This is a genomic window from Vitiosangium sp. GDMCC 1.1324, assembly GCF_003044305.1.
In the GTDB taxonomy this organism is placed as follows: domain Bacteria; phylum Myxococcota; class Myxococcia; order Myxococcales; family Myxococcaceae; genus Archangium.
In genome coordinates this window covers 872722-886929 of sequence record NZ_PZOX01000002.1, presented here as the reverse complement: position 1 = coordinate 886929, position 14208 = coordinate 872722, and the positions used below count along the sequence as shown (strand labels likewise).

The window sequence follows — 14208 nt, the reverse complement described above, 5'->3', positions numbered from 1 at the left end:
TGGCCGAAAATGATGGTCGGCCCCATGGTGTGGTCATGCGCACGATGCAGCTGTTCCCCTTGCTCCTCCCGGTCGCCCTCGCGGCCTGTCTGCGTGCGGCGACCCCGCCCGCCCCCCTACCTCCGGAGACCTCCATGCGTGACATCAAAGTCCTCGATTCCCACATGTCCTACCGCGAAGCCGGCCATGGCCCCACCGTGGTCCTGCTCCACGGCAACCCGACCTCGTCCTATGTCTGGCGCAACGTCATCCCCCACCTCGCCGGCAACCACCGCGTGCTGGCGCCCGACCTGATTGGCATGGGTGACTCGGGCAAGCCCGACATCGCCTACCGCTTCGCCGACCACGCCCGCTACCTCGACGCATGGTTCGACGCCCTCGAGCTGCACGACGTCGTGCTCGTCGGCTACGACTGGGGCGGCTCGCTGGCCATGGATTGGGCCACCCGCCACCCCGAGCGCGTGCGCGGCCTGGTCGTGTTCGAGACCTTCTTCCGCTCGCTCAAGTGGAGCGACTACCCGCCGCAGGGCGCCGAGCTGTTCAAGAAGCTGCGCACCCCCGGCGTGGGCGAGACCCTGGTGCTGGAGCAGAACCAGTTCCTGGTCCGCTCGCTGGGCGCCGGCGTCAAGCGAGGCCTCACCGAGGCCGAGGCCGCTGTGTACTACGCGCCTTACCCCGACCCGGCGTCGCGGCGCCCGGTGCTGGCGTGGCCGCGCGAGATTCCCATCGAGAACCAGCCGGCCGAGGTGATGGCGGTGGTGGACCGCTACGTCGACTGGATGGCGGCGTCGCCGTCGGTGCCCAAGCTGTTGCTCACCTTCGACAGCCCGACGCCGCTCGGCTCCCCGGCCATCGTCGAGTGGGCGCGCAACACGTTCGCCGCACTCGAGGTGGTGGCGCTCGGCCCGGCCGGCCACCACGCCAGCGAGGATCTGCCCGACGACATCGGCCAGACCATCGCCCGCTGGCTCGACCGCCATCCCGTCCACCCGTGACTCGTGCCGACGAAGGTGTCAGAGAAAGGTTGCTCCAGAAGCTCCAGGCCGGTGAAGGCACCACCTCCCATCCGCGGGGAAATTCGCGAGAACCCCCCGCCCCATCCACCTCGCCCTCACCGGCCCATCGCCCGCGGACCCGCCTCACCGCAACGCCACCGCCCACTCCTCCCTCTGTCCCTGCCCGTCCTGTCCGCGCCGGGCGGCCAGAGCAACACCCGTGCCGGAGATGCCTTCCTCGGGAGTATCGAGCTCCACCGTCTCGGTGTGCTCGAAGTGGCTCTCCACCGGGACGGAGTCGCGCCTTCGAAGGTGTCAGACGTTTCGTACAGACGTTTCGTACAAGTGGTCTCGCCAAGTGTCAGACGCTTCGTACGGGCCCCCGCGAAGGTGTCAGACACTTCGTACGCGAAGGTGTCACGCGAAGGCACGCGAAGGTGTCAGACACTTCGTACGGCGAAGGTGTCAGACACTTCGTACGGCGAAGGTGTCAGACACTTCGTACGACACTTCGTACGGGACATTTCGTACGGGGAAGGGTGGCCTGGGCAGGCGTGTGCCCAAAGGGGGCCCATCTTTCCTGTGCGTGGCGGGATGCGTTAGACACCGGGCTGCGTTCCCGAAAGAAACTTTCGTCCACCGGGCGGGCCCGCGGCGTTGTGGGCTCTAGAGTGATTTCCGCATTCCGCCCCAGCCCGATGCGTCCGACCGCGCTCGCTCCCGATGCCACGCCGCCCGACTGGCTCGCCCGCTTCCACGCGGGAGAACCCGCGCTGCTCGGCGAGTGCTACCAGGCCCACTTCGACGCGGTGTCGCGCGCGGTGGGCTCGGTGCTGACCGGGGCGGACCGCGAGACGGTGGTCCACGACGTCTTCCTGCGCCTCGTGTCTCAACCGTCCATGCGCTCGGGGTTCCAGGGCGGCTCGCTGGAGGCGTGGCTGAGCGTGGTGGCGCGGCGGCAGGCGCTCGACTTCGTCCGCTCGCGCGCCCGCGAGAGCGCCGTGGTGGCGCGCTTCGCGGATGAGGCGAGCGGGGCGTTCAGCGGGCCGGACGCGGAGCGGCTCGAGCGCCGGCTCGAGGCGCAGCGGCTGGTGGAGCGTTTCCGCAGCGAGCGGCTGCCCGCCAAATGGAGGCCCGTGTTCGAGGCCATCTTCCTGCGCGGCCTGAGCCAGCGCGAGGCCGCCGCCGAGCTCGGTCTGAGCCGCACCACGCTCGCCTACCAGGAGCTGCGCGTGCGGCACCTGCTCAAGAAGTACTTCCTGGCCTCGGAGGGCCCATGAGCTCCGCCTCTGCCTGTGACTCGACGCGCCTGGTGGACGCGCACTTCGGCCGCCGTGGCCTGCCCCCTCGAGACGAGCGCGCGCTGCGCGAGCACCTGCCCGGGTGCGCCACCTGCCGCGCCCGCTATGAGCGGCACCTGCTGCTCGCCGAGGTGGACCGCTCCATCCCCGACGCCCGGGAGCGGCTCGCGCGTGGGCTCGGGCTCGCCGCCGCGCCGCGCGCCCGCACCTGGCCCGTGCCGCTCGGCCTCACGCTCGCGCTGGGCGTCGTCGCGCTGGTGCTCGTGCCGCGGCTGGGCGTCCCGCCCACGGCCGATGAGGGCTTTACCCCGCGCGGCGGCACCGAGGCCCACAGCCCGGTTGCCGGGCCGCCGTCCGCGCTCGAGGTGTACCGGGTACGCGACGGCAACGCCGAGCCCGCCGATGGGAGCGTGCGCGCCGACGACGAGCTCGCCTTCGCCTATCGAAACCCGGACGGGCTGCCCTTCCTCATGGTCTTCGCCACCGACGCGGCCGGCCAAGTGTACTGGTACTACCCGAGCTGGACGGACCCGGACCACTCGCCCACCTCGGTGCCCGCGCGGCAGGGCGAGCACCCCCTCGAGCTGCCCGACGCCATCCGCCACCCGCTGCCCCCGGGGCCGCTCGTCCTCCATGCGCTCTTCACCCGCGCCCCCCTCTCCGTACACGAGGTGGAAGCGCGGCTCGCCCGGCAGGCACCGCTCGCCGGCGAGGACGAGCACCTGACCCGCATCCCCCTCCAGGTCCAACCGTGATGCGCTCGCTGGCCCTCGCCCTGGTCCTGGTGGCCGCCCTCGCCCGCGCGCAGCCGCCTCCGCCCCCGCCCGCCGAGGGCGAGGCGCCGCGCGTGGCCAGCTTCGCGCTCATCCTCGGCGTCAACCGCAGCTACGACCACGACCAACAGCCCCTGCGCTTCGCGGACGACGACGCCGCGCGCTACCTGGACCTGTTCCGCCTGCTGGGCGCGCGCACCTATCTGCTCTCGCGCCTCGACGACAACACGCGAAGGCTGCACCCGCAGGCGGCGGCCGAGGCGCTCGAGCCCACGTTGCCCACCCTGCGCGCCCAGGTGCGCCAGCTCGCGCACGACATCGCCCAGGCGCGCGCGCGGGGCGTGGCCGCCGAGCTGTACGTGGTCTACGCGGGCCACGGTGCGCTGCGCGACGGGGTGGGCTCGGTGAGCCTGGAGGACGGGCCGCTGACCGGCCGCGAGCTCATGCGCGACGTGGTGGAGCCCGTGGGCGCCAGCCGCGTGCACGTCATCGTGGACGCGTGCGACTCGTACTACCTGGCCTACGGCCGCGGCCCCGGTGGCGAGCGCCGGGCCCTCAGCGGATTCGCCGTGCCGCCGGGCCTGGCTGGCGCGGCCAACGTGGGGCTGCTGCTGTCCACCTCGTCCGCGCGCGAGAGCCACGAGTGGGAGGGCGTGCAGGCCGGCATCTTCCACCACGAGGTGCGCTCGGCGCTGATGGGCGCGGCGGACGCGGACCACGACGGGCGCGTGTCCTATCGCGAGGTGGCCGCGTTCGTGGCGCAGGCCAACGCCGCCATCCCCAATGAGCGCTTCCGCCCGCAGGTCCACGCGCGGCCGCCCGCCGGCGGTGATGTGCTGCTCGACCTGCGGCCGGGACTCGGCCGCCGGCTCGAGGTGGAAGGCGCGCTCGGCGGCCACTACCAGCTCGAGGACGGCAATGGCGTGCGGCTTGCCGAGTTCCACTCCGCCCCCGGCCAGCCGGTGCACCTGGTGCGGCCGGGTCCCACCGGTCTCCTCTTCCTGCGGCACGTGGGCGAGCACGAGCAGGAGTACCGGCTGCCGGCGGGGGACGGCGTGGTGGAGCTCGCCGCGCTCGAGCCTCGACCTCCGCAGGTCGCCTGGCGCGGCGCCGCGCACGAGTCCTTCACCCGCCTGTTTACTCTGCCCTTCGGCCCGGACGAGGTGGCGCGTTTGAAGTTGCCACCCCCGCCCATGGCGCCGCGCGTGCCATCCCCTGCCGGCCCCGCCGAGACTGGCCCGGACGCCCGCTTCGAGGGCGGCGTGGTGGCGCTCGTGGTGGGCGGTGCCTCGCTCGTGGGGGTGGTGGGCACCTCCGTGTACGCGCAGGGGCTCGCCCACAAGCTGCCGTCCACCGCCTCCCAGTCAATGGTGGCCGAGCAGAATGCCCACATCCGCGCCGTCAACACCGCCACGGTGGTGCTCGGTGGCGTGGGGTTGGCGGCGAGCGTCCTCGGCGGGGTGCTGCTCCTGGGGTCGGGCGCGCCTGCCACCACCCCGCTGCCCAGCGTTACCGTGGGCCCCGGCGTGGGCGCCCTCTCCCTCACCGGGCAATGGTGAGTTCGTCCACCGTCATGCCGAGCGGCGTTTCTCCCTCGACATGACCCGAAACCACCTCCGACCCATGCTGTGGCTGGCGCTGTGCGCCGCCCTCGCGACGACCGCCGCAGGCTGCGCCAAAGAACTGCCCGAGGGCAACCGGCCCTGCCCTTGCTCCGAGGGCTGGACCTGCTGCGCCAACCAGTGCGTACCCGAGAGCCAGTCCTGCGCCGGGCCCGACACGCCGACACCCAACACGCCGCGCGACACCACGGCGCCCGCCATGCCGCAGCTGACCGGGTCGCAGACCGGACTGCTCACGCGCCAGCGGGCCATGACCATCAAGGGCGCGGCCGAGGCGAACTCGACCGTGTCGGTGTACCTCAACGCCAACTGCGCCGGCGCCGCGGAGAAGACGGGCTCCGCGGACGCACAAGGGCGCTTCGAGCTGACCGTCACCGTCATGGCCAACGCGCGCACCGCCATCAGCGCGAACGCGCGCGACGCGGCGGGCAATACCTCGCCCTGCAATGGGTCGGCGCTCTGGGTGGACCACGATGACGTGAGCCCGGTGGTGTCGGCCTGGAGCCGGGAGGGCGCCCCCACTGGAAGAGCCACGTCCGTCACGCTCCGGGGAACGACCGAGGGGGCGGCGCGCGTGAGCCTCTTCGCGGGGGAGCGCTGCGAGGGAACACCCCTCGCGGAGCTGGCCGCGAGCGCGGCCGGCGACTTCAGCTTCGTCGCCGAGGCGCTGGCCAACCAGCTCTCCCGATGGAACGTGCGCGCCACGGACGCGGCCGGCAATGAGGGCGCGTGTTTCGGGGTGGCGGCGAGCTACGCGCACGACGACGTGGCGCCCGCCGCCCCCGAGGAGCTCTCCTCGCAGCCCAATACGGGAACGAGCCGGTCGTTGGGCTTCAGCGGCCTGGCGGAGCCCGGCACCACCGTGAGGCTGTGGCTGAACGCCACGTGCTCCGGAGACCCGTCGGACAGCGGCGTCGTTCCATCGGACGGATGGTGGTCATTCTCCGTCCTGGCGGCGAGCAACGCCACCACCCAGGTTTCGGTCAATGCGGAGGACCCGGCGCACAATGTCTCGGAGTGCGCGTGGATCGGCAACTACGTCCACGATGACCTGCCGCCCACCGTCTCGCAGCTGGCCACCTCACCCGCCTCGCCCAACAACGTGACCCGCGCGCCGACGCTGACGGGTCTCACCGAGCCGTACGCGTATGTGTCCGTCGAGGGCAGCGAGTGCGGAATAGGCAACGGCCAGACGCTCGGCTCTGGCTGGGCGGACATGGATGGGACCTTTCGCATCGAACTCTCGTTGCCAGCCGACGCGTGCACCCTCTTCGTGCACGCGAGAGACAGGCTCAACAACGAGGGTCGGTATGTTGCCTCGCTGCGCTACGTGTACGACGCCACCCCGCCCCCACCGCCTGCACAGCTACGGCTCGCGGCTCCCTCGCCCTCGGCGGTCGAGACCCGGGTGAGTGTGTTCGGCACGGCTCCGCTCGACGCGCGCGTACAGGTCTTCTCCCAGACGGGGTGCAAGGGGCCCGTGATGGCCGAGGTCGTCGCGGTGCGCGGTCCCACCGCGGCCGACCCCACCTGGTTCGAGGCCCCGCTGGAGGCCTCGGCCGAGACCACGACGCGCTACTCCGCGCACACGGTGGACGGCGTGGGCAACGTGTCCGGCTGCGTGGCCGTGACCGGCGCCTTCGTGCATGCCTCGGGCGCCCCCGGCTGGCGGGCACGCGAGGAGCTGTCGTTCGGCCCGCGGTACCTCGCGCACGACGAGCAGGGGTTCACCTTCGCGCTCGACTACCAGGGGACGAGCAGCAGCTCGTACGCGCCCGTGCGCGTGAAGATGGCGCGGCGTGCGAGCGCCGGGGACGGCACGTCCTGGGGCACGCCGCACGAGCTCACCTCGGGTGCCGCGTACAACGGCGTGCCGCGGCTCGCGGTGAACGCACGCGGCGACGCCGCTGTGGTGTGGACGGAGAGCGTCGGCGTGGACCCGGTGCGGCTGGTCCGCTTCGACTCGCGGACGGGCGCGTGGACCGAGCCGCTCGCACTCACCGTGCTTGGAAGCCCCACCGGCCAGGTCGCCGTGGCGCTCGACGAGGGCGGGGACGTGACCGCGTGCTGGGTCAGCTTGCACACGGATGACATCGAGCGCGTGTGGTGCGCGCGCGTGCCGGCAGCCGACCCCGTGGAGACCTCGGAGACCCTCGCGAACGTGGCCCCGAACACCCGGCTCGAGGGGGCGCTCACGGCTGGGGGACAGGTGCTCCTGGTGTGGAGCGAGGACCTGGGGAACGACAAGCGCGGCTACAGCGCGCGGACCCTCGTGCCGGGCGTGGGTTGGGGGGCCATGTCGGACCCCGCGGAGGGGGCGACGGGCGCGCTGCGGCTGGGGACTACGCGCCATGGGAGCGGCTGGGTCGCCTACAGCGGCGTGTCCGGGACCTCCCTGCGCCGGTTCGACCCAGCCGCGGGGGGCTTGCAGGCCGCGGAGCTGGTGGCGCCGCGCGAGTTCGAGCAGTTGAGCGTCCTGCTCGAGCCCGAGGGTGACACCGTGATTGGCGGCACCGGGTCGGGGAGCACCGCCGTGTGGGTGGGCCACCGGGCGCCCGGCGGTACCTGGGAGTCGAGCACCGTGACCGTCCCGACGGTGTTCGGCACCTACAGCGTGAAGCTGACCACGGCCGCCCCGGGCGAGGCCTGGGTGTTCTGGGATGCCCACTACGGCCCCTACTCCCAGGGCTTCCAGAGCAGCTACTGGCGCGCGGGCATCTGGGCGCAGCGCTTCCGCGCGGGGACCGGCTGGGGCGAGGTGCGGTTGCTCGAGGTGGACCCGAGCTCGTACGTGCACCTGGAGGCCGCCGACGGCCAGCCTGACGGCCTCGTCACCCTCACCTGGCGGCACGTCGACTCCAACGGCGAGTACCCCAGCGCCCTGCGCATCTTCCGCTGACACGGGGGACGGACGGGGGCCTGAAGCCGCGCGCCATGCAGACGGACCGACGTGTCAGGCACGGAGCCAGGCTTCGGCTTCCGCCCGGGAATGAACGAATCGCACCAGCGGGTGCGTTCGATGTTCGTAGGCAAGTTCCTTGAAGCGCTCGCCGTGGGCTTCCGGGTGGGGCACGACGAGCGCCACGCGCAGCCGGTAGTTCACGAACTTCTGAAGAAACTCGCCCGCCAGCCCACTGCGAAGGTTGAAGAACTCCGGAGCGAGGTCCTCCTCGGTGAAGAGGATTCCCTCCGCCCCGAAGCATGCGCCGATGGCGTCGGTCACGTCCCGGACGGTTCGGATGGAGATGCCTGCTTCGGAGGCAACGAGGACTCTGCGTTCGTCATTCATGGTTCTTCCTCTCGGCTACGGGTCTTGCGCAAGGACCGCACCAGAGGAGTCTGCCTGACCGGGAGCATGGGCGCGGGGGTCGATATGCATGAGCCTCCGGAGGTGTCAGACACTTCGTACGCCGCCTGGGTCTTGGGGAAAGTGGCCTGATTCCAAGGGGTTGGCGCGCGGCCCGGGAATAATCCCGGCCGAAATGCGCCACCCGGGCCCAGCGTGTGTCCTGGAATCGAGGCCCCCACTACGGCCCCATGCACCGAGCGCTCGTGCCCCCGGAAGGCCCTGGGCGCGGGTGTATGGGGTTGTATTGTCTTTGGCCGGGTGGGCCGTTTGGGATTGAGAGGAATCAAGCAACTCGAAATCCCGGCTGCCGACAATACGAAATCAAGTCAGGTTCGCAGCAATCCATATCGCTTCGAGTGCGAGGAGGCACCATGGGCGTCGGACGCGTGGGTGACAGTAGAGCAGCAGAGGTGGCAGCACAGCGTGCAGCGGAGGCGGCGGCGCAGCGTGCGGCGGAGGCGGCAGCGCGGCGTGCGGCGGAGGCTCAGGCGGCGGCGGAGGCCGCGCGGCGTGCGGCGGAGGCTCAGCGGTCGTCCTTCGAGCCGGCGGGCCAGAAGAACACGTTGCGCCTGGACGGCCAGGGCGGCGCGCCCGCCTCGTCGCTGTTCACCGAGAACAGCAAGGACGGCAAGGTCAACTGCCTCGACAAGGCGGCGGACTGGGTGAACAAGAGCTCGCCCGAGCTGCAGAGCCGCTCGGAGCTGGTGTTCCTCAAGGACTCGCGCGCCGGTGCCGAGGGCCAGACGGGCCACGTGGTGGTGCGCCAGGGCGAGCGCGTGCTCGACCCGAGCAGCGGCAAGAGCTACGACGACATGAAGTCGTACCTCAAGGAGCAGCCGCACTACAGCGAGGCGGGCTCGATTCCCGGGACGACGGCCGCGAAGGTGTTCTCCACCGAGGCGGGCTCTCCCGAGCGCGCCAAGGCGCTCTCCGACGCGAAGGTGTCCCCCGAGCTCCAGCAGATGATGGTCGCGGACCCGGGCGTGCCGTCGAACGCGCCCAACGCCGCCACCGCCACGCCGTACGAGGTGAACGTCCCGGGCCAGGCGGGGCCCGTCTCGGTCGAGTTCAGCAGCACGCTCGAGAAGGAGGTGGAGAAGAAGGACGGCTACACGACGGTGAAGCTCACCGCCGAGATGGAGGCGTCGGCCTCCGGCTCGCTGGACATGAAGAAGGTGAGCGTCGGCGGCGGGGTCTCGACGGGGAAGTCCCAGACGTACGAAGTGAAGATGAAGGACGAGGACTTCGAGCGGCTCAAGCGGGGCGAGATTCCGCCTCCGCACCCGCTCAAGCCGGAGACGGTGCCGGACAAGGCCTCGGTGACGATGGAGTCCTCCCAGCTCAAGGGCTGGTCCGGCGAGGCCAGCGTCGAGGCGCTCAAGGTGGAGCTGGGCCTGGGCGAGGAGCACAAGAGTGGCAAGGGCATGTCCATCCAGACCGAGCGCGATGGCGACAAGGTCAAGGTGACAGGCGGTCCCACGGAGCTGCTCGAGAGCGGGCTCTCGGTCAGCGTCGGCGTGGGGCCGGCCTCGGTCTCCCTCACGGGAACGACGTCGATGACCCACTACAAGCTCCGCACCGCAGAGTTCGACCTCTCCAACAAGGACGGACGCGCCGCCTTCGACAAGTACGCCAGCTCGGGTGAGCTCCCCTTCAAGGATGGAAACGGCGTCTCCGGCGCGGCGAAGGTCGAGAAGCTGGACCTCAGCTCGAAGTCCACGCTGGAGGCTGCGCTGGGGCCCCTCAAGGGGTCCGTGGACGTCGTCCCCGAGAGCAACTCCTCCATCGTCGAGACGACCCACCCGGACGGCTCGAAGGACGCCACGCTGGATCTCAAGCGCTCCAACGGACACGAGCTCAACTACGAGCGCCACATCGACGCCAATGGCAAGGAGGACTACTCGAAGCAGAAGTTCTCCCTGTTCATGAAGGGCATGGAGGGCGACGTCGAGGAGCTCTACGCCCAGGCCTACAAGGTCGATCAGCACGAGTTCGACAAGGAGAACGACATCAAGCTGACGTTCACCCCGGACCAGATGACGCAGCTGTCCCAGCGCGCCCGCGACTACGTGGCGAAGATGGACCAGCTCTCCTCCACCGGTTGGCGGACCATGAACCGGGGCGATGCGTTCATCGACGCCCTGGCCAAGGCCCAGAACCCGGGTGACGTCGCCAATGCCCTGACGCAGTACTCGGACGACCCCAACTGGATGGGGGATGCCATGGCGCGGTTGCGGATGGGCTCGAACCGCGACACCCCGCTCCCGGGTGACATCACCGCGCAGAACCGGAACGACTGACCGCAGTCACTCCGGCTCTGGACTCGGGCCTCCCGTGCGCACCGTCTGGTCGCCGGGAGGCTACGGCCGAACGCCCGCGACGCCCGTGAGCTCCTCCCCCAGCGAGCGGAGGTGGGCGAGCAGGCCCAGCGTCTCGGCCTCGGTCGTGCGGTGGTTGATGAGGCACGCCCGAAGGGCCGTGCGGCCGTTCAGCTTCGTTCCGGTCAGGAAGAACTCCCCGCGCCGTTCGCACTCCTCGAGGATCCGGTCATTCAGCCGGTCCAGCTCGTCGTCGGCCAACGAGGGCCCCTGCGCGGGGACGTATCGGAAACACACGATGGACAGTGGCACGGGCGCCATCCGCTCGAAGTCTCGTGCCTGGTCGATCTCCGCCCCCAGCCGATGCATGAGCGACACGTTCTCCTCGATCACCGCCTTGAGCTTCCGGCTTCCATAGACCTGGAACTGCATCCAGACCTTGAGCGCGCGGAAGCCGCGTGACAGTTGGAACGTGTGGCCCATCCAATCCCATCTCTCCGCGTTGTCGCTCGTCGCTCGCAGGTAGGGCGCGGCGTAGCTGAAGGAGTTCCGGATGCTGGCCCAGTCCCTGACCAGTGCGCAGCCGGCCTCGAACGGCACCTGGAGCCACTTGTGCGGATCCAGGGCGATCGAGTCCGCCCTCTCGAGTCCCCGGAACATCTCGCTCGTTGCGTCCACCGCCGCCGCGGCGGCTCCATAGGCACCATCCACGTGGAACCAGAGCCCGTACCTCGAGGCCACGTCCGCCAGCGCGTCGAGGTCGTCCACCGCCCCTGAGTTGACGGTTCCCGCGTTGCCGACAATGCAGAAGGGCTGCATCCCCGCCTTCAGGTCCTGGGCGATGTGTTCCTCCAGCTTCCGCACGTCGACCCGGAAGCGGGAATCGACCGGGATCTTCCGCAGGTGCCGGCTGCCAATCCCGAGCATCTCCACGGACTTGTTGATGCAGGAGTGCGTCTCGGCCGACGCGTAGAGGGTCAGGGGCCGAGCGGAGCGGCATCCGTCCTCGCGCACACCCGGCGCTTTCTCGTCCCTCGCGACACGGAGACAGTACAGGTTCGCTTCGCTGCCTCCGCTCACCAGCGCGCCCCCCGCGCCGGTGCGGTAGCCGATGAACTCCGACAACCACCGGATGACCGCGCGCTCAATCTCCGCCGCCGCGGAGGCGAGGTGCCACTTCGCATGGTTCACGTTCAGCGCGGCGCCGAGGAGCTCGGCGAGGATTCCGACCTGGCTGCCTCCGGACATCACGTAGGCGAAGAACCTCGGGCTGATGTTGAGCGTCGAGTGCCCGAAGATGAACGGGACCTCCTTCGCGAGGAGCTCCTCGGGCTCCCGTCCCTCGATGGGGAGCGGCTCTGAGAACCTGTCTGCAATCACCTGGGGGCCACTGGCGTGGGTGACCTTTCTCTCGCCGAGTGACCCGTACAGCGAGAGCACCTGCTCACTGGAGAGCTCCAGCAGCCGGCGGAAGCGTTGCAGATCGAAGTCCAGGTTCACGTTGTCTCCTGAGGGGCTCACAGCCGCGGGCAAGGTAGTGGCACCCCCGTGAGGGATACAGAGGCAGAAATCCGGGTTTCGTGGGATACAGTTCAGAGAGCCATGAAGAAATACGAGCGCCTGGCCGCCGAGCTCGAAGTGCAGATCTCCAGCGGCCTGGTCGGGCCCGGGGAACGGCTCGACTCCGTCCGCGAGATGAGCCGCCGCAAGAAGGTGGGACTGAACACGGTGGTCCGCGCATTCGAGCTCCTCGAGGACCGGGGCCTCATCGTCGCGAAGCCGCAGTCCGGTTTCTACGTGCTGGGCCCGCGCACGGCGTCCGCAGTCACGACGCCGAGACTGCGTCTGTCCCTCCCGAAGGAGATCTCCGTTCCGGAGATGGTCTCGAGTGTCTTCGAGTCGGCGAAGGAACAGGGGTGGATTCAACTGGGCGCCGCCTGCCTCGCGTCGGAGCTCTACCCCTGTGAAGCCATCAACCGGTTCACGCGCCGCGTGGTCCGGGAGCAGCCGCGTCTGGTGGGCACGTATGAGTTGCCACCGGGCTGCTTCGAGTACCGCCGGCAGATCTCCCGCCGGCTCGAGCGGTTCGGCTGCTTCGTGGAGCCCACCGGGCTCGTCGCGACCAACGGCGCGATGGAGGCCCTCGGGCTGGCGCTGCGGTCGACCTGCTCGCCGGGCGACACGGTCCTCATCGAGTCACCCCAGTACTTCGGCATCCTCCAGGCGCTCCAGCAGCTCCAGCTCCGGGTCATCGAAGTGCCCGCGCACTCGACCGATGGCGTCGCTCTGGAGCGGGTGGAGGAGGCACTCCGGAAGTTCGACATCTCCGCGGGTATCTTCATCCCCAACTTCAGCAACCCCATGGGGGCGCTGATGAGCGACGAGAAGAAGGCCGCGCTCGTCGAGCTCTTCGCCCGGCACGACGTCCCGCTCATCGAGGACGACATCTATGCGGAGCTGTCGTTCCAGGGCAGCCGCCCGAAGCCGCTGAGGGCGTTCGACACGCGGGGGCGCGTGCTGACCTGCTCCTCCTTCTCCAAGACCGTCTCGCCGGGACTCCGGGTGGGGTGGCTCGCGCCGGGCCGGTACCTCGAGAAGGTGAAGGCGCTTCAGCTCTCCTCGACGATGGGCTCCGGCTCGCTCGCGCAACACGTGATGGCGAGCTACCTGGCCTCGAGGGATTACGAGCGGCACCTCGGGGATCTCCGGCTGCACTGCTCGCTACAGGTGGAGCGTTTCTCGAGGCTCATCCTGTCCAGCTTCCCCGAGGGCACGCGGCTCACCCAGCCCCGAGGGGGATTCGTGCTCTGGGTGGAGCTGCCGAAGCGAGTGGATTCCGTGGAGCTGTACCGCCGGGCGCTGGAGGAGGGCATCTCCATCTCCCCGGGCATTCTCTTCTCCGCCAGCGGCGCATACCGGAACTACATCCGACTCAACTGCGGAAACCGCTGGACCGCACCGCTCGAGCGGGGGCTGCTCCGGTTGGCCGAGCTGGCACACCCTCTCTGAGACCCCTCCCTGCGCTCGTCACGGTGTGGACGTCGAGGTCTTCGAGGCGCCGCCCGCGGGCACCAGGTTGGAGTAGCGCGCGGTGATGCGCAGGTGCTTGCGGTAGAAGAGCAGGCCGCCCTCGGCGTCCACGTGGAGGGTGTCGAGCACCTGACCCACGCCGGGCTGGGGGCGGAAGTCCATGCGCACATCCACCCGGTCCGCCATGTTCGGCAGCTCCGTGGGGCTGTAGTTCAGCCGGATGAGCTGGCCGGTGCTCGGGTCCACGAGCGCCTCGCCCTTGTGGACGGAGGGGGCCTTGTCGGCACGTGGCTCGAAGCGCAGGCGCAACCGGCTGGGGTCCTTGGGGTCCGGGCCCGCCAGGGAGAAGCGGTGCTGCCCCAGGTACGAGGCCGCGAAGGGTAGGTTTACCGAGTTGAACTCCGCCCGGCCCTCGCCCTTGCGCTGGCGCTCCTCGAGGTCCTTGCGCATGGCCTCGGTGGCGTCCTGGCCGTCCTTGCGCGCCTGGAGGATCTCCCGGTGCTGCTGGCCGTCCTTCACCCGGAGCCGGTCCACCCGCTCCTGGGTGTGCTTCACGTTGCCGTCCCTGTCGAGTTCCTCCACGCGCAGGGTGATGGTCATCTCCTCCACCTTGCCGGCGAGCAGCTCCTCCATGCCCCACGTCGTCTCACCGAGCCGCCGCGCGAGCGCCTCGGCATCCGCCGTGGGAAGAGGGCCTTCCTGTGCCTGCACAGGGAGGGAAACGAGCAGGAGGCTCACCAGGGTGAGTGCGCGAGACATGCAGGGCTCCTGGATGTCGCCGCTCGGAGCGGCGGGGGGCCCTCCAAAATGCACCATGCTG

Annotated in this window: 11 protein-coding genes; 7 read left to right on the top strand and 4 right to left on the bottom strand. The window is 70.1% G+C overall.

Annotation, left to right across the window (positions count from 1 at the left end; genetic code table 11):
* The first annotated feature begins 134 nt into the window (after positions 1-134).
* On the top strand, positions 135-995 hold the full coding sequence (locus DAT35_RS08120) for a haloalkane dehalogenase (RefSeq protein WP_199242835.1): 861 nt from the start codon (positions 135-137) through the stop codon (positions 993-995).
* Between the two features lie 144 nt (positions 996-1139).
* On the opposite strand, the gene DAT35_RS58840 is transcribed toward DAT35_RS08120, so the two are convergent.
* On the bottom strand, positions 1140-1283 hold the full coding sequence (locus DAT35_RS58840; protein WP_158501599.1) for a hypothetical protein: 144 nt from the start codon (positions 1281-1283) through the stop codon (positions 1140-1142).
* A gap of 383 nt (positions 1284-1666) precedes the next feature.
* Between DAT35_RS58840 and DAT35_RS08115 the strand changes: the two genes are divergently transcribed.
* From DAT35_RS08115 to DAT35_RS08100, 4 genes are read left to right on the top strand one after another with little or no spacing between them, the layout of a single operon-like run.
* A complete protein-coding gene (locus DAT35_RS08115) occupies positions 1667-2275 on the top strand; it encodes an RNA polymerase sigma factor (RefSeq protein ID WP_233261353.1) in 609 nt (202 codons plus the stop codon).
* Positions 2272-3051: a hypothetical protein gene (locus DAT35_RS08110; RefSeq protein WP_108066303.1), complete on the top strand. Its 780-nt coding sequence runs from the start codon at positions 2272-2274 to the stop codon at positions 3049-3051. Before DAT35_RS08115 ends, DAT35_RS08110 begins: the two co-directional genes overlap by 4 nt.
* Positions 3051-4628, top strand: coding sequence for a caspase family protein (locus tag DAT35_RS08105; RefSeq protein WP_199242834.1), 1578 nt, complete (start codon positions 3051-3053; stop codon positions 4626-4628). Before DAT35_RS08110 ends, DAT35_RS08105 begins: the two co-directional genes overlap by 1 nt.
* Before the next feature lie 40 nt (positions 4629-4668).
* On the top strand, positions 4669-7590 hold the full coding sequence (locus DAT35_RS08100) for an Ig-like domain-containing protein (RefSeq protein ID WP_146209625.1): 2922 nt from the start codon (positions 4669-4671) through the stop codon (positions 7588-7590).
* Between the two features lie 54 nt (positions 7591-7644).
* On the opposite strand, the gene DAT35_RS08095 is transcribed toward DAT35_RS08100, so the two are convergent.
* A complete protein-coding gene (locus tag DAT35_RS08095; RefSeq protein ID WP_108066301.1) occupies positions 7645-7980 on the bottom strand; it encodes a DUF4180 domain-containing protein in 336 nt (111 codons plus the stop codon).
* 431 nt (positions 7981-8411) lie between these two features.
* Between DAT35_RS08095 and DAT35_RS08090 the strand changes: the two genes are divergently transcribed.
* A complete protein-coding gene (locus DAT35_RS08090) occupies positions 8412-10340 on the top strand; it encodes a hypothetical protein (RefSeq protein ID WP_146209624.1) in 1929 nt (642 codons plus the stop codon).
* 60 nt (positions 10341-10400) lie between these two features.
* Here DAT35_RS08090 and DAT35_RS08085 read toward each other — a convergent pair whose 3' ends face one another.
* On the bottom strand, positions 10401-11858 hold the full coding sequence (locus tag DAT35_RS08085) for a pyridoxal-dependent decarboxylase (RefSeq protein WP_108066299.1): 1458 nt from the start codon (positions 11856-11858) through the stop codon (positions 10401-10403).
* A 102-nt stretch (positions 11859-11960) separates the two neighbouring features.
* Between DAT35_RS08085 and DAT35_RS08080 the strand changes: the two genes are divergently transcribed.
* Positions 11961-13367: a PLP-dependent aminotransferase family protein gene (locus DAT35_RS08080; protein ID WP_108066298.1), complete on the top strand. Its 1407-nt coding sequence runs from the start codon at positions 11961-11963 to the stop codon at positions 13365-13367.
* A gap of 18 nt (positions 13368-13385) precedes the next feature.
* Here DAT35_RS08080 and DAT35_RS62075 read toward each other — a convergent pair whose 3' ends face one another.
* Positions 13386-14147, bottom strand: a complete 762-nt coding sequence (locus DAT35_RS62075) for a hypothetical protein (RefSeq protein ID WP_108066297.1) — start codon at positions 14145-14147, stop codon at positions 13386-13388.
* Between the last annotated feature and the right edge of the window lie 61 nt (positions 14148-14208).